The organism is Aquimarina acroporae, from assembly GCF_023195925.1.
GTDB classification, from domain to species: domain Bacteria; phylum Bacteroidota; class Bacteroidia; order Flavobacteriales; family Flavobacteriaceae; genus Aquimarina; species Aquimarina acroporae.
Map to the genome: position 1 here is coordinate 18,247 of NZ_JALPRE010000019.1, position 16,068 is coordinate 34,314.

20 protein-coding genes and 1 other RNA gene are annotated in these 16,068 nt (G+C 33.7%); 8 read left to right on the plus strand and 13 right to left on the minus strand.

Translation table 11 applies throughout. The features are described 5' to 3' along the window. Positions 1-93 precede the first annotated feature (93 nt). The 4 genes from M0D21_RS21125 to M0D21_RS21140 form a co-directional block, all read right to left on the minus strand. Positions 94-486, minus strand: coding sequence for a DUF2752 domain-containing protein (locus tag M0D21_RS21125; RefSeq protein ID WP_248333217.1), 393 nt, complete (start codon positions 484-486; stop codon positions 94-96). Continuing rightward, complete coding sequence (locus M0D21_RS21130; protein ID WP_248333219.1) at positions 486-764, minus strand: CD225/dispanin family protein; 279 nt, start codon at positions 762-764, stop codon at positions 486-488. Before M0D21_RS21130 ends, M0D21_RS21125 begins: the two co-directional genes overlap by 1 nt. Before the next feature lie 63 nt (positions 765-827). Next, on the minus strand, positions 828-1,151 hold the full coding sequence (locus M0D21_RS21135; protein WP_248333221.1) for a CCC motif membrane protein: 324 nt from the start codon (positions 1,149-1,151) through the stop codon (positions 828-830). Positions 1,152-1,161: 10 nt separating this feature from the next. Continuing rightward, positions 1,162-1,479, minus strand: coding sequence for a DUF2752 domain-containing protein (locus M0D21_RS21140; protein WP_317250820.1), 318 nt, complete (start codon positions 1,477-1,479; stop codon positions 1,162-1,164). A gap of 58 nt (positions 1,480-1,537) precedes the next feature. Here M0D21_RS21140 and M0D21_RS21145 point away from each other — a divergent pair, with 58 nt between their 5' ends. Next, positions 1,538-1,753 carry a hypothetical protein gene (locus tag M0D21_RS21145; RefSeq protein ID WP_248333223.1) on the plus strand — a complete coding sequence of 72 codons (216 nt, stop codon included), beginning with the start codon at positions 1,538-1,540 and terminating at the stop codon, positions 1,751-1,753. After that, positions 1,737-2,306 (plus strand): DNA mismatch repair protein MutS, encoded by a 570-nt coding sequence (locus M0D21_RS21150; protein ID WP_248333226.1) that lies wholly within the window; start codon positions 1,737-1,739, stop codon positions 2,304-2,306. Before M0D21_RS21145 ends, M0D21_RS21150 begins: the two co-directional genes overlap by 17 nt. 3 nt (positions 2,307-2,309) lie before the next feature. On the opposite strand, the gene M0D21_RS21155 is transcribed toward M0D21_RS21150, so the two are convergent. Then, the gene (locus M0D21_RS21155) at positions 2,310-2,834 is read right to left on the minus strand and encodes a hypothetical protein (RefSeq protein ID WP_248333228.1); all 525 of its coding nucleotides are present in this window, start codon (positions 2,832-2,834) and stop codon (positions 2,310-2,312) included. Between the two features lie 8 nt (positions 2,835-2,842). Beyond that, on the minus strand, positions 2,843-3,766 hold the full coding sequence (locus tag M0D21_RS21160) for a hypothetical protein (protein WP_248333230.1): 924 nt from the start codon (positions 3,764-3,766) through the stop codon (positions 2,843-2,845). Positions 3,767-4,009: 243 nt separating this feature from the next. On the opposite strand from M0D21_RS21160, the gene M0D21_RS21165 reads away from it, so the two are divergent. Beyond that, entirely contained in the window at positions 4,010-5,158 is a 1,149-nt protein-coding gene (locus tag M0D21_RS21165) for a cysteine desulfurase family protein (protein WP_248333232.1), read from the plus strand. Here the strand turns inward: M0D21_RS21165 and M0D21_RS21170 are convergent. Genes M0D21_RS21170 through M0D21_RS21180 form a run of 3 tightly spaced genes read right to left on the minus strand, consistent with a single transcriptional unit; the run spans position 5,155 to position 10,432 of the window. Beyond that, a complete protein-coding gene (locus M0D21_RS21170; RefSeq protein WP_248333234.1) occupies positions 5,155-7,629 on the minus strand; it encodes a TonB-dependent receptor in 2,475 nt (824 codons plus the stop codon). The genes M0D21_RS21165 and M0D21_RS21170 overlap by 4 nt on opposite strands. An 11-nt stretch (positions 7,630-7,640) precedes the next feature. After that, the gene (locus M0D21_RS21175) at positions 7,641-9,329 is read right to left on the minus strand and encodes a M23 family metallopeptidase (protein WP_248333236.1); all 1,689 of its coding nucleotides are present in this window, start codon (positions 9,327-9,329) and stop codon (positions 7,641-7,643) included. A gap of 41 nt (positions 9,330-9,370) precedes the next feature. Beyond that, on the minus strand, positions 9,371-10,432 hold the full coding sequence (locus M0D21_RS21180; protein ID WP_248333238.1) for a beta-1,6-galactofuranosyltransferase: 1,062 nt from the start codon (positions 10,430-10,432) through the stop codon (positions 9,371-9,373). A 183-nt stretch (positions 10,433-10,615) separates the two neighbouring features. On the opposite strand from M0D21_RS21180, the gene glf reads away from it, so the two are divergent. From glf to rny, 5 genes are all read left to right on the plus strand, one after another. Continuing rightward, positions 10,616-11,737 carry a UDP-galactopyranose mutase gene (gene glf, locus M0D21_RS21185; protein ID WP_317250837.1) on the plus strand — a complete coding sequence of 374 codons (1,122 nt, stop codon included), beginning with the start codon at positions 10,616-10,618 and terminating at the stop codon, positions 11,735-11,737. Positions 11,738-11,824: 87 nt separating this feature from the next. Then, entirely contained in the window at positions 11,825-12,115 is a 291-nt protein-coding gene (locus tag M0D21_RS21190) for a hypothetical protein (protein WP_248333239.1), read from the plus strand. A 7-nt stretch (positions 12,116-12,122) separates the two neighbouring features. After that, on the plus strand, positions 12,123-12,413 hold the full coding sequence (locus M0D21_RS21195; RefSeq protein WP_248333241.1) for a cell division protein ZapA: 291 nt from the start codon (positions 12,123-12,125) through the stop codon (positions 12,411-12,413). A gap of 53 nt (positions 12,414-12,466) precedes the next feature. Continuing rightward, a non-coding RNA gene (ssrS, locus tag M0D21_RS21200) (6S RNA) lies at positions 12,467-12,574 on the plus strand. Between the two features lie 55 nt (positions 12,575-12,629). Continuing rightward, a complete protein-coding gene (gene rny / locus M0D21_RS21205; protein WP_248333243.1) occupies positions 12,630-14,195 on the plus strand; it encodes a ribonuclease Y in 1,566 nt (521 codons plus the stop codon). A 66-nt stretch (positions 14,196-14,261) separates the two neighbouring features. Here the strand turns inward: rny and M0D21_RS21210 are convergent, their stop codons facing one another. From M0D21_RS21210 to M0D21_RS21225, 4 genes are all read right to left on the minus strand, one after another. After that, positions 14,262-14,639: a hypothetical protein gene (locus M0D21_RS21210; RefSeq protein ID WP_248333246.1), complete on the minus strand. Its 378-nt coding sequence runs from the start codon at positions 14,637-14,639 to the stop codon at positions 14,262-14,264. Between the two features lie 96 nt (positions 14,640-14,735). Continuing rightward, positions 14,736-15,113, minus strand: a complete 378-nt coding sequence (locus M0D21_RS21215) for a hypothetical protein (protein WP_248333248.1) — start codon at positions 15,111-15,113, stop codon at positions 14,736-14,738. A gap of 96 nt (positions 15,114-15,209) precedes the next feature. Further along, entirely contained in the window at positions 15,210-15,584 is a 375-nt protein-coding gene (locus M0D21_RS21220; RefSeq protein ID WP_248333250.1) for a hypothetical protein, read from the minus strand. A 41-nt stretch (positions 15,585-15,625) separates the two neighbouring features. Then, positions 15,626-16,018, minus strand: a complete 393-nt coding sequence (locus tag M0D21_RS21225) for a hypothetical protein (protein ID WP_248333252.1) — start codon at positions 16,016-16,018, stop codon at positions 15,626-15,628. Positions 16,019-16,068 lie beyond the last annotated feature (50 nt).

The window sequence follows — 16,068 nt, forward strand, 5'->3', positions numbered from 1 at the left end:
GATTTCATTTTCTTTTGTCAATTGGTCAATAATGGCTTCTTTTTGATTGTTAACTCATGGTGATAACATATAATTATATTTCAAATAGTTGTCTTACGGAGCTAAATGACAAAACGGCTCAACAGGTATATTTCTTAAAACCCAAAACAGAACGATAATAATTCCAAAAATGATAGGAGTTTTAGGATGGTATAAATAATTATAATACTGTTTTGCAGTGAATCTATTTATACCCTCTACAATAATATTGTAGAAAATGGTAAATAAACCAAGTACGTATAAGGCATTATAATTTAACGTTTGAAGAATATTAAAGTGTAGTAATTGATGTAGCGCCCTTTGGCTACCACATCCCGGGCAATACAACCCGGTTACACTATGAAAGGGACATGCTGGGAACAGCCCTTCAATAGCAGGGTTGTTAAAATAATATAGGTATACTATTATGCATAATAGTATACCTATACCTATATATTTGATTTTCATTAATAACCGCCTCCGCTTAACATTGCCATTCCGCCCATTGCAAATATGAAAATAAGGTAAAGAACAACGAAAATTATTCCTGCAATAAAACCTATTCTTGTCCATTTCTTGGCATCTGCAGATGCTTTGTTGGCTTCATCGTAGTTTCCTTGATCAAAAGCAGAGTTTACCTTCGAGGCATTTATAATACCAACGATTCCTAAGGGTAAACAACAAAAGATTGTAACTAAGATAGATTCTACTAGGTAGTTTTTGGGTCTCTGTTGATTAGTTTCCATAAATAAAGATTTAGTTAAAAATAATTTTCTGACAATCCAGTAGTCATATATAAAAGGAATATACTATCCTCCGTAGTTTCTTAAAATTTCTTCTTGCATATTCATAATACCTTCCGAACCTAAAGTAGCAAATAAGAAAATTGTATATATCAAGTATATGATACTTAATATTAATCCAATTATAGCCAATATTTTTCCTGTTTTTACATTTTGATATCCAGTATATAGTTCAGGATTTTCAGTATAAATAGCAGTTGCTTTTTTTGCCATAACGATGGCTGCAATAGCAAAAATAATACCTAGAATACCATAACAACAGCATCCTAAAATAGATAGAATACCAAAGACTAAAATCAGGGTTGAATTAGGTAAAGTTTGTTTTTCCATAAATAAAGGTTTAATTAAAAATTGTGTTCATTTTCACCACATAGCTTATGATCATAGTAGCTATAGTGGTTATGATTAGGCCAGTTTTAACAAAACTGTCGTATTTAAACTTAACAAAAATGTTAGTCCCAAGAAATAAAACTAAAAATATAAGAGGATATATAGCTGGATACATATAAAAGGCAGCTACAAATTCACCTTTGAATAAAAGAGCGATAGATCTTTGCATACCACAACCCAAACAATCTACACCAAAAAGCTTTTTATTTAGGCATGGGAGCATGTATTTTTCCAAGGGTATAGGTTTTTTGTTCACTGCAATATACATAATTAAGTTATTTATAGTATCATGTCGGTAAAAATCTATTATTTGATACTTTTGCGATATGAATTATGATAGAATTAAAAAGATAATTAGCATACTTTTCATAGTAGGAGGTGGGTTGGCATTGATCACAGAGATTGCTGCCGCCCAAAAGAATTATTACATACAAAGTATTGGGTTGATATTGTTGATGTTTGGTTTGTTTTTGGTTAACTCTAAATTGCCTTCAAAATTTAACGAAAACCCTGCTGAAAACCAGTATGATGAGGAAGAATAAAGGAGTGTTTGAAATAGGAGATATTGTATCGGTAATTGATGATCCAATTACTGGAAGTATAGTAGCTATTGATGATGGTGAAGTGGTTTTGGAAACCGAAGACGGTTTTGAGATGACTTTTTTGGTTTCTGAAGTGGTAAGGGTACAATCGGGAGAAATGATTCTTCCTTCTTATGAAGAGGTGCACAAAAATTTACAACATAAAGAGGTGTATAAAAAGAAACCTAAGCGTCCAGTTTCTAAGCCCAAAGAAAGAAACGCTCCACCTATGGAAGTAGATTTACATATTCATAAACTGATCAAATCTACCAAAGGAATGACAAATCATGATATGGTAACTCTGCAATTGGATACCGCCAAAAGGCAATTAGACTTTGCAATATCAAAACGAATACCCAAAGTTGTCTTTATTCATGGAGTAGGACAAGGAGTATTAAAAGAAGAATTAAAATACCTTTTTGGAAGATATGATAATGTAAGAATCTCTGATGCAGATTATAAAAAGTATGGGTTAGGCGCTATGGAATTATATATTATTCAGAACCCAAAGTAGATACTACTTAGCAACTGTGAGTTCATCTGCTCCTAGTTCAATTAATTCTTTACGTACAGCGATACCATTTCCTTCTAATGTAATATTCGTCAATGTTATGGTGCGGGTATAAGTAATATCGGTAGTGGTTTCACTCAGAACTGCATAGGTAATGGTTGCTGTTCCATTGGTGCTTATTAGTTCTTGGGTTACTAATATGTTCCCGGGTGGCACACTGGAGCAAAAATAGCTATTCCCATCTATAGTAGAATCAAACTGTCTGTAGATTAAAGTGTTTGTAGAACTATTTAGGGTGACAGTAAATGTTAATTCTTCGGGAACAGTATTTAATTCAAAAGTTGTATTCGTAAAATTTAGTGATAAAGCTTGGTTGATTTCAGAATCAACCTTATAAAATACAAAATCATCTCCGGTAGAACAATTCTCCAAGGTACCTGAAAAACTAAAATTGTCTTCAATAATATCACCTTCACTGCAGCTCAAAGCACAAAGAGACATGGTTATAATAAGAAAAAGAGTTTTTTTCATTTGTTATTTTATAATTCTGTAGTTATAGAAACGGTAATATCTCTGAAACCGAAAGAGAACGAATTGTCTTCAAAATTGGCGTTGTCACCATCAAACATGAGTTGATTCACAGTAACTGTAGTTCTGAAGGTAGTTTGCACAGTATTGTTTTTGCTGGGAGCAACAATAACCTCTGCATTATCAGCATCAGGATCCAAATATAAAGGTGTTATTCTGTTGTTTTCATCTAAAAAATCATCCAATGGGTTTCCATTGGCGTCGCTATCCTCATTTCGGGTTAATTTATCATCATTATCATCGTCATCATCTAAGTAGTCAGGGATTTGATCGCCATCAGAGTCTCTTGGATCATCATTGTCGGGAATATTGTTGGGTAACTCTACACTAGTTAATATATTATCATTGTCATCATCCTGATCTTTATAGTTTGGAATTCCATCTCCATCGGTATCATCATCTTCCAAATTCCCATTACCATTGATATCTTCATCCTCTGCAGGAACACCATCATTATCATCCTCCTGGATGATTTCATTAAAAATTTCTGCGATACCAGACGCTCCTACCAATTCTTCATTAACCAATATATCTGCAGGTGGTATGTTTGAACAATAATAATCTGCAGTGATTGTAGCGCTAAACTGTCTGTAAATTAAACTATTCGTTGTATTATCGAGATTGATAGTAATTGGAGTGGGAGTTACGGTAGTTTCAGAATAAGTATCACTTATGAAATTATAGGAAATAGCTTCATTAATGCTCTCATTTATTTTAAAGAAAACGAATTCATTTTCTTTTGATCCTGTGCAAAGTTGTAAATCTACATCATCAAATTCAAAGCTTGTGATAATAATGTCACCGTCGTCACAAGATGCGATGAGTGTTAAAAAAAGAAAATAAATTAAATTTCTAATTGATGTATGTTTCGACATGTTCTTGTTTAAAGTATCAATTTCTAGTACTAAAGACGATAAAAAAAGATAAATGTTCTAATCAATTTGACTTTATTTCATGGCAAAAATAAAGTAATTGAAAGATTATATGACGACTTGCTAAAAATAATTTTATTTAAACTAGTTTTGTGGAGCTGAAAATTGGGGATTTCATAAAAAAACAAACCAGTTTTTAGAAATTCTACCTGTTAAACAGATTAGACAACTAATTATTTGAGTTTTATGCAAAAGGTTTATTTTGACAGTGCAGCTACTACAAAGCTGAGACCCGAAGTAATTACCAAAATGGTATCGGTAATGGAAGATGACTTCGGAAACCCGTCTTCTACACATGGTTTTGGGCGTTCTGCAAAAAATCATATAGAACAAGCACGAAAGAATATAGCTAAATATCTGGGTGTGAAAGCATCAGAAATTATTTTTACTTCTGGGGGAACTGAAGCTGATAACCTGGCAATAAACAGTGCAGTTAGAGATTTAAATATTAAACATATTATAACTTCTAAAATTGAACATCATGCAGTTTTACACACTGTTCAGGAAATAGGTGTGCATCATGATGTAAGAATAAGTTATGTAAATATTCAGAAGGACGGAAGCGTAGATTATGAACATTTAGAATCTTTATTAAAGACTTACCCAGGCGAAACTTTGGTTAGTTTAATGCATGTTAACAATGAAGTGGGTACTATTTTGGATATTGCCAAAGTTGGTAATTTATGTAAAGAGCATAATGCTCTTTTTCATAGTGATATGGTTCAATCTATGGGTCATTTAGAGGTTGATCTTAAGGAGCTTCATATTGATTTTACAGCAGTAAGCGCTCATAAATTTCATGGACCTAAAGGTATAGGCTTTGCCTATATTAGAAAAAATTCTGGTTTGAGACCTTTGATTTTTGGTGGAGAGCAGGAGAGAGGGTATCGAGCGGGCACAGAAAGTGTACACAATATTGTGGGTATGGATGAAGCATTAAGGTTGGCATATGAGCATTTAGAAGAGGAGAAAGAATATGTAGTTAGCCTAAAGCAATACTTTGTTGATCAATTTAAAGCGCATATTGAAGGTGTGAAATTTAATGCCAATTGTAGTGATTTAAATCACAGTACCTATACCTTGATCAATGTTTGTATTCCAATGTCTCCCGAGAAAGCGGGTATTTTGTTGTTTCACTTGGATATTAATGGGATTGCATGTTCTAGAGGTAGTGCTTGTCAAAGTGGAAGTAGCAAAGGTTCTCATGTACTTACAGAAATACTATGTGAAGATGATCTACAAAACCCTTCAGTTCGTTTTTCTTTCTCTAAATATAATACCAGAGAAGAAGTAGATTATGTAATCGGCGTGTTAAAGAATTTTATAGAAAACTAGAATTTCATCCCCATTCTTACGTTAAAAACTCTTGGAGTAAGTAAGTTAGGAACGGCAAACTGTCTTTGGCTAGCCACATCACGCACAAAAGTGTTAGTGATAGAGTTTTCGTTATCAAAAAGGTTATAAATTTCGACCCCAACACTTAATTCTCTGAAGGAGTTAAAGAAATTGCCTTTTCTCAACCTTTTGTTAGCATCTACAATGATGTAAGATACTCCTAAATCTGCTCTTCTATAGTCGGGTAATCTAGATTGAAAATCATATGGATCGGCATAACTTGGAGAACCACCAGGAACACCTGTTTGATATACTAAATTAAGATACCCCTTTAAACTTGGTATAGAAGGAACATAATCTTGAAGAAGTACCCCTACTTTTAGTCTTTGATCTGTTGGTCTTGAAATATACCCTCTATCATCAATATTTTCTTCTGTCTTTAAGAAACCTAAACTTACCCAACTTTCGGTTCCCGGAACAAATTCCCCATTTAGTCGCATATCTGCACCTATTGCATATGCTTCGGCATTATTACGTGCTCGGTATCGTATTCTTACATTTTCTATAGTGTAAGGGTTAACATCTGTCAGTTTCTTATAGTAGACTTCTGAGGTTAATTTAAAGGGTCTGTTCCATAATTTAAAACTATAATCATTACCAAGTACTACATGTATAGATTGTTGAGCTTTCACTTCAGGGCGAACCACGCCTAAAGAGTCTCTAAGCTCTCTGTAAAACGGGGGTTGATGATACCAACCACCAGAGGCTCTGAAAACCATATCTACCTTCTCCCAATCAGGTTTTATCGCTATTTGAGCTCTTGGACTAAAAACAATTTGGGAATCGGTACTATTAACAGTATCTCCATAAATATTCCAGTTATGAGCCCTAACACCTACATTTGTCCAAACTTCGTGTTCTTTTATGGTAGAGCGAATACTGTATTGCATATATCCTGAAAGACGATCTATTTTAGTGTCGTTTATTGCTCTAACACTGCTAAATGGTACTATTGGACTCGAAAAAGGGGTGTAAGGTTGATCGTTAATGATATCTAATATGGGTGGTCTAATAGAAAACCCGGCTGAATCAATAATTTCAAATTCCTGAAGACGATCTTTTATATCTTCATGAGTGAATTTAACTCCCCAATCCAACTTGTGTTGGTTGGAAGTGTAGGTTCCTCTATGTTCTGCATTAAAGATTAGTGCATCCAGATCATTACGGGCATGTGTTAGTTGAGAGCCAATACCTTCGGCAAATTCGATATCACCCAAATCTTCGCTACCAATATCAGTATTTACAGTACCGAGGGCATAAGAAGCGAGTATGTCAAAATGTTCTTGTTCCTGAGTTTGATACGCAGATCCAATAAACCTAAGTGTTAGATTATCATTAGGTTTGTATGTTCCCTTTAGTGCTCCAAAATACGTATCGTATTGATCTTCTTCCTGTCCTTGATATCTAACCCTAAGTGCTTGCACAGTTTGTAAAGTTCCAAAGTTTATTTGTTCTTCTATGGGCTCGTAATCGTATTTGTTTACTGCTAAATTCCCTAAGAAATCTAATGCGAATTTGTCTGAGAAGTTATACGACAAATAGGTCTGTACATCGGCAAACAAAGGCTGAAAATTAACTTCAGCATTCTTCGAGTTTACTAATAGTCGGTTATCGCGATAACGCACTCCTACGAGAGCTGATAATTTTTTGTTTTTAGAAATGCCACCTGCAGAGACACTACCGCCTAATAAACTTAAATTGGCAGAAGCGCCTAATCGGGTAGGCCTTTTATAGGTGATATCCAGAACAGAAGAAAGCTTATCTCCATATTTAGCTTGAAATCCTCCAGCAGAAAAATCTACATTTCTTACAAGGTCTGAATTCACAAAACTTAACCCTTCTTGTTGTCCAGATCGTATTAAGAAAGGTCTATAGATTTCAATTTCATTTACATACACTAGGTTTTCATCAAAGTTTCCACCTCGTACAGCATATTGTGTGCTTAATTCATTATTTGAACTTACTCCAGGTAGACTTTTTAATAGACCTTCTACACCCGCATTGGCAGAAGGTGTATTACGAATGGTTTCAGGGTCTAAGGTGGTTATTCCCTCTACCGTTTTGCGTTCCCTTCCTGAAATTACTACCGTACTAATTTGTTCTACATTATTTTTCAAGATAGGATTCAGTTCATATTCTTGATTTTCATCTAGTTTAATAGTGAACTGTAGGCTTTTTAATGCAATGTGGCTAACATTTATTTGTATTTCCTGGTTCGCAGGTATGTTTAGCACATACACTCCATTTTGGTCAGATTGAGTTCCGGTGTTGTTGTATGTAATATTGGCTCCTTGCACTGGAATGTTATTCTCATCAAGTACAACTCCAGTTAGAGTAGCTTCTTGGGCCAAAACGGTATGACCAATTGCGAATAAAAGAAAGAAATGAATGAAGAAAAGATGATTTTTCAAGAAAAAAGGTTTTAAGGTTTTCTATAGAAAGTGGTTTCAAATGTTGCTCGATTTCCTACATTGTCTAACACAACAAGTTTAAAATTATTTTCTGAATCTGTAATAATATTATCACTAAAGTCATACACTAGCATTCCGGTTTTATAATCATACTCCATCAAAATAAATTTACCGTTAATCGTTGCTCTATAGCTTTTTACTCCAGATTCAGAGTCATTAATTTTTACTTTTAAATGCGTTGCGCTAGATATCCATTTTTTACTTGAAACGTTTACAGGTACTATTGTAGGCTTTTGAAGGTCTGAAAATAATGAATATTTTCCGAAAGTTCGGGTTCTTGTAGAAAGTCGAGTTCCTTTTCTTCTTGTTCTAGAATGCGAAGGTTTACCTTTCTTATTTACACGGCCAATATACAGCTTTTTAATATCCTCATCCTTATAGTGAGATACATCAAAGGCTAGTGTCATGTTCTTATGTAAAGGTGTTTCTGCATCATGTATAACAGCGGTCTCTCGATTTACATCGATATTCAAATACGTATCTTCGTAGAGGCTTCCCTTTGGAATAAGAAGATCGAAAATCCCAGAATTGTAAGTGAAATTTTCGTTGGCTTTGACAAAATCGGGTGTGTTTACATCTTTCTTTTTAATGATAGAATCTAGTCGTTTCCCTTCAATAGGAATACTAATTGTTGTAGTGTTATTTTTGAAATCTTTGATTTGTATTTTGTAGGAGTATGATAAACTATCTTGAATGGTTATAAACCCATTGTTTTCCTTCTTTTTAAATACTGTTAGCGGGTTGTTACGTTTAACAAATAGTTGAGTTATTCGACTTCTGTTTTTTTGAAAATAACCATAATCAATTAGCCTGTTTACATATCGTGTTTCCGAAAAAGAAAAACGATTCATTTTCAGTTTTAGATTTTCATTGCCATTGATCAAAGTAGAAATTTCATACACCCCATTTCTATTATTAGCGAGATCTTGCTTATCTATTGTAGATACACCAAAACCTATTTTTCCTAAAGCTTTCAGGTTTTCAGCTGTATAGTTCCCATCTTCTGTAGGAGTTAATTTAACCCGGTAAGGTATCTGGCTTCCATTTACATGACCATCTTTACTTTCGGTATATGCCCATAAACTATTTATGATTGGGTTTTTGGTATCTTCTACTTGAATTCCAAAAATCATAGGGTTCATTGGTCTAGACTTTGGATCTCGTATTTCAAAGTGTAGGTGAGGGCCAGAGCTTCCGCCCGTATTACCACTTAAGGCAATAATATCTCCTTTTTTTACAGTAAGTGATTCAGACTTTGGAAACAGTTCTATTTCATAAGATTCCTTGGCGTATTGTCGTTCTTTAACAAATGCTTCAATTTTTGGGGAGAATTTTTTTAAGTGAGCATATACCGTGGTATATCCGTTAGGGTGAACTACATAGAGTGCTTTACCATAACCTCCATGTGATACTTTTATTCTGCTAACCCTTCCCGAAGCTGCGGCATATACATTTAATCCCTCTTCACCATTGGTTTTCATGTCTAATCCGGAATGAAAATGATTCGATCTTAATTCTCCAAAAGTTCCTGATATCGCCATAGGAATATCAAGGGGATGCATAAAATAATCTGTTGGAACATTTTCCTGGCCAAAACAAAGACCAATACTAAATATGATTGCAATGAGAGTAACGCGCATAGGTGACGATAAACGTATATTTATGATTGTTTTGTATAAAACTACTTATTTTTTCTTTCAATATGTTGAAATGAGCTATTCAATGCATCTTCAAGATATCCTCCAGAGATAATTTTGGTTCTTACTTTTTCGACATTGGCTTTCATCGTTTGGTATTCTGCCTGAGTGATGTTATGTAACAAATCACTAAGGTTACTTAAATTGGAGACAACAAATCCTAGACCATTTTCAAGAATAAATTTACTTATGGCCGCTTTGTCCCATACGATTACTGGCAAACCACACAAAATATATAAAGAAGTTTTATGCGGATTGTTAAATTTTAAATATTGTCCATATTGCCCACTACATTCTTCTGTAGAAATGCCGTCCCAAACCAACCCAAAAGATCCTTTGATGTGATATGCAACTTGATCTGCAGGAAATACTCCTTGATATAGTAGGATCGATTCTTCTTTAGGTACCTGTAGTTTTTGTTCGTCAAAACCTACACCATAGAGTTTCATTCTGAAATCCTTTTTTACAAGAGTGTCTAAATCATATATGTAGGAGTTTTTTCCTCCACCAAACCCTCCGGCGTATACGACCTCAAATGGTTGTTCACTATTGTCATTTTCATTTTGTTTTGGTAATCCATCATTTAGCAAATAATCAAAGATTCCAAGAACAATAACTGGTATTTTGACATTCTGATCTAAAAACCATTTTTTCATAGCGTCATTATGTACAATGATGGCATCTGAGCGTATGATTTTATTCAGCTCTTTGGTAGGACTACTACTTTTTCCTTTAAGAAATCTAACATCATGTACTATAGTGATGATTTTACATCTTTTTAAACGAGCTACAAATAATACATAGCTCCTAAACTTATTTAAAGGGTATTGTGTGCACAAAGTACCTTTATACGGTAATCGTATTAAGGCATAAGTAATTCCGAAGAAATTTTTAATTGCCCCAAGTGCCGAATTAGGAATTGAAGATTGTTTAAATCCCAGGTTTTTAAACCCTTTTTTATGAAGAATAGCTTCACAATCGGTCTTTGCCTTACCGGCTGCATTAAAAAGAGATTTGTAGTTTCTGGAAATGTAATAGCCCATCATATTTTTAATAAATTTCAGGAAGGAAAGATACATACATTTTATTTTTTTATGCTACTAAATATTGAGATAATTAAGAAGGTAGTTTTCTTGGTATTATTAGTTCAGGATAAACCAATATAATGTTATAGATTTGACCTTTCAATATTAACCTTCGTTATAGAGGAAAGTAAAAATCAAGACGTGATAGAAAAAAAATATGATTTTTTAATAGTAGGTGCAGGGCTATTTGGAAGTGTTTTTGCGCATGAGATGACCAAACGTAATAAAAGGTGCTTGGTAATTGATAAAAGAGATCATTTAGGAGGAAACGTATATTGTGAGGAGAAAGACGGTATAAATGTACATAAATATGGGGCTCATATTTTTCATACCAATGACAAAAAGATTTGGGATTATGTAAATCAGTTTGCAACTTTTAATAATTACATAAATTCCCCTATATCCTTATCAAAAGGTAAGATGTACAATTTACCCTTCAATATGAATACGTTTTATCAATTGTGGGGAACTAAAACTCCCGAAGAGGCAAAGGCAAAAATTGATGAACAAATTGCAAAATATGGAACTAAGTCACCTCAAAACTTAGAAGAACAGGCCTTATCGCTGGTAGGTAAAGATATTTATGAAACCTTTATAAAAGAATATACCGAAAAGCAGTGGGGAAAAAAGGCTACTGAACTTCCTGCTTTTATCATCAAGAGGCTACCAGTAAGGTATACTTTTAACAACAATTATTTTAACGATGTGTATCAAGGAATCCCAATAGGTGGATATAATGTAATTATTGACGGATTACTGAAGGATATTGATACAAAAACGAGCATAGATTTTTTTGAAAATAGAACGGAGCTAGAGGCTTTGGCCGAAAAAGTGGTATATACCGGTAAGATAGATGAGTTTTTTAATTACAAATTTGGACAGTTAGAGTACAGATCGCTAAGATTCGAAAACGAGACACTAGATATAGATAATTATCAAGGGAATGCTGTAGTTAATTATAATGATGCCGAATATGAGTTTACCCGTATCATAGAGCATAAGCATTTCGAATTTGGAAAACAGTCTAAAACAATTATTACAAGAGAGTATCCTGAAAACTGGGATACAGGAAAAGAAGCATATTACCCAATTAATAATGATGAAAACCAAGAGATATTTAAAAAGTATAAAGAAGAATCATTGAAGCTAAAACATGTTATTTTTGGAGGACGTTTGGCAGAATATAGGTATTATGACATGCATCAAATTATTGCTTCAGCGTTAAAAAAAGTAGACGAAATTTCTAAGGTTGAGGGCCTTGATTAACCCTATATGAAATTAGTTTAAAAACTATTGGGTTTTTTCAATTGGTATGTTAACTTTGTGTAACGAAGTATTGTGTAAAATATATTAATGAGTGATTTAATTGAAATTGTTGATTCTCTTGAGAATAGGATAAGCAAGTTGCTTCATAAGTATGAATTAATGAAACAACAGAATGCAAATCTTAAGGATAGGATACAAGAATTAGAGACTAGTTCTCAGCTTCAATCAGATCAATTAAAGCATTGGGAAGAGAAATTTAGTGCTCTTAAAAATGCGAACGCAATGCTAGGCAGTGATGAATATAAAAGGGAGACCAAGCTCAAAATAAACGCCTTAATTAGAGAGATAGATATGTGTATAGCGCAACTCTCTGAATAGTAATAATATGGCAGAAAAGCTTAAGATTAAACTATCGATTGCAGATCGGGTATACCCGTTAACCATTAATCCAGAACAGGAAGAAGGTTTACGTAAAGCTGCAAAAAAGATAGATGCTATGATAAAGCAGTTTGAGCAGAGCTATGCGGTTAGGGATAAGCAAGATGTATTAGCTATGTGTGCTTTGCAGTTTGCCGCTCAGGTCGAACAAAAAGTTATAGATAAAAATGATGATATGGATACTGTAGCAAGCAGACTAAGTGCGCTTAGTCAATTATTGCACGATCACATGTCATAACGTTCATTAAAAATAAATAAGGTTACTGCCTGCACTAGTTGTTATTTTGATAAACTCAACAAGAATTAATTAAAAAGGGTGAGTTTAAGTTGTAAAAGCGCGCCGCCTTTGAGCGGATTCTTGAGCAATTTGTTAGCCCTAAACCTGTTTTTACAGAGTTTATACAAAACCTTTACTAGTGCAGGCTTTTTTTATATATAAATACTAACATGGATTATGGATAACACTATATTATTGATTATTGCTTCAGTTGTGGGGTTAGTAGTGGGGTTTATTATAGCAAAAGTGCTCGAGCGTAATAAAGCATCAGAAATTATTAAAAATGCGAAGAAAACATCTTCAAGTATAATAAGAGAGGCTAAAAAGGAGGGAGAGACCATCAAAAAAGATAAAATCCTTCAGGCTAAAGAAAAATTTATTGAGTTAAAATCTGAACACGAAAAAGTAATACTATCTCGTGATAAGAAAATGGCAGAGGCAGAGAAAAGAACCAGGGATAAGGAGTCTCAGGTTTCTAGTGAATTGTCTAAGAATAAAAAACTCAATACAGAATTAGAAGAAAAGATAAAAAATTATGATAAGCGTAATGATTATCTGGAGAAAAAACAATCTGAACTTAAGAAACTTCATAAAAGTCAGGTACAGCAATTAGAGGTTATTTCTGGTCTTTCAGCAGAAGAAGCTAAGGAGCAATTGGTAGAGTCTTTAAAAGAGCAGGCTAAAACCGATTCTATGGCCTTAATTCAAGACACAATAGAAGAGGCAAAGCTTACAGCACAGCAGGAGGCTAAGAAAATAGTGATTAATACTATTCAAAGAATAGGAACAGAAGAGGCAATAGAAAACTGTGTGTCTGTTTTTAATATTGAGAGCGACGATGTAAAAGGAAGAATTATTGGTCGTGAAGGAAGAAACATTAGGGCAATCGAAGCTGCTACAGGTGTAGAGATTATTGTTGATGATACACCTGAAGCTATTATCCTATCTTGTTTTGATTCGGTGAGAAGAGAGGTAGCTAGGTTATCTCTTCATAAGCTGGTAACCGATGGAAGAATTCACCCAGCTCGTATAGAAGAAATCGTAAAAAAGACAAGAAAGCAGATCGATGAGGAGATTATTGAAGTGGGAAAAAGAACGGTTATAGATCTCGGTATTCACGGGTTGCATCCAGAATTGATCAAGACTGTAGGTCGTATGAAATATAGGTCTTCTTATGGGCAAAACTTGTTGCAACACTCACGTGAGGTGGCTAAGTTATGTGGAGTTATGGCAGCTGAACTAGGTTTAAATCCAAAACTGGCAAAGAGAGCAGGATTATTGCATGATATTGGTAAAGTGCCTGATGCAGAGACAGAGGTTCCTCACGCAATTTTAGGAATGCAGTGGGCAGAGAAATATGGAGAAAAACCAGAGGTATGCAATGCAATTGGTGCGCACCACGATGAGGTGGAAATGACTTCGATGATATCTCCTATTGTTCAGGTTTGTGATGCGGTAAGTGGAGCAAGACCTGGAGCAAGAAGACAAGTGCTGGACTCTTATATACAAAGGTTAAAAGATCTTGAAGAAATAGCATTTGCTTTTGATGGAGTAAAAAAGGCATATGCAATTCAGGCAGGTAGAGAATTGAGGGTTATTGTAGAGAGTGAAAAAGTGAATGATGAAAGAGCAGCAAGTCTCTCATTTGAAATTTCTCAAAAAGTACAGACCGATATGACTTATCCTGGACAAGTAAAAGTTACCGTTATTAGAGAAACACGAGCTGTAAATATAGCGAAGTAGATAGTATTCAATTTTAAAAGAAAAAGTGGGGTGTATATTTATGCTCCACTTTTCTTTTTTAACTCATTAATCTTTGTGGGTGTTTAGGATTTCTTCTTTCCATTTTAAAGCTTTCTCTATGGTATCGAATATCTCAAAGTCTTTCTTGAAAAAGAACTTTTCCATTTTAACCTGCTCTATTTGCATTGGGTCACTGGAAACAACTGCAATACCAAGTAAGTTAGGGATTTTGGAAGATTCTGCATGAATAGCAGGGTTTATGGAAAAAGAATGTACTCTATGGGAAACATAAACAAAGGGTTTGTTTTTGTAGTGAATATCCATGAGCTTAAAAAATACTTTTAGCATTTCTGGTTTGGTAGTTATGCCTTCATGTATTCTGGAAACAACATAATCATCATAAACATCAAGATCGCAAAATTCTAAAGCATAAGATGTAATCATTTGTGCCATAGTTGGTTTCAAGTAGTAAAATCACTTTAATATACAAATAATTACTGGTAAGATCGGTACTTGCTATTGCTTTTTTGAAGAACTACCCTAAGAAACATGTTTTTTAATGATCTTATCTTTCCATTGTAGGGCCTTTTTTAATGTCCTGAATTGTTTGATTTTTTTGTTGGTGAATACCTTTTCTATTTTGACTTGGCTTATTTGTTTTGAATCTTTTGAAACTATTGCAAAACCTAATAAATTTTCAATTTTATTACTCTCCAGATATATCATAGGATCTACCGTGTACGAATTTACTCTTACTGTGATGTATATATATAGTTTGTTTTCGAAATGTTTTTTGGTTACAAAATTTAATTCGGATATATTTTCGGGAGAAACGGTTACACCATTATTGATATATACAATAACGTGATCATTGTATACTTCGGCTCTACAATACCCAAAATCGTAAGAAGTAATCATTAATTTTTCCTGTTTTCCTTTGTATAAGTTAAGAAAAAAACAAGAATTATTCAATTATTCTGAATAGATTGAAATAAGGAATGGTTTCTTAGCGGTTTATTTTAAATGCTTTTTTATAACTTCATCTTTCCATTTTAGGGCCTCGTCCATGGTTTCGAAATAACAAAATTCTTTTTCAAAAAATTGCCTTTCATATTTTACATGAACTTTTTGTGATTCATGTTTTGAGACCACTGCAAAACCTTTTAGTGATTCAATTTGAGCGGTTCTGATATATACCGTTGGATCGACAGAATACGAATTAATTCGATGGGTAATATATACAAAAGGAGTATCTTGATAATGTTTTTCAGCTATTTCAACTAGAATAGCGTTATTTTCTTTAGAAACAACAATGCCTTCATTCATTACTGCAACGACATAATGATCGTGAAATTCGAGTTGACAGAAGGTGAGGTTGTATTTTTTCATTGTGTTCTTCGATGGTTTACGTTAGAAAAAAGCAATTAGTTTTAATTCAAAGGGTTTTTAGATAGATAGTTTTGGATAATACTATCCTTCCATTCAATTGCAAGTTTTCTAGACTCAAATAACCTAAAGTCTTTTTCGAACATAGATTGTTCTAACCTAGCTTGGAGCTTTTGCAAAGGTTCATTAGAAATGACTGCAAAACCTATAAGATTTGGAATTTTAGACATTTCTAGATGTATTTTAGGGTTTACAGAATAGGAATTTACTCTGTTAGAAATGTAGACGAAAGGTTTGTTTTTATAATACTGTTCAGATGCCATAAGAAGAAGGTCGTTATACTTGGGTATAACTGTAATTCCTTCTTTCATTATTGTAAGGATATAGTCGTTATATATTTCAGCTCTGCAGAAACTGAAATTAAAAGATGTAATCATTCAATAGTTTGTTAGCATAACAAATTTAACTTTTAAAATTTAATTAAAAA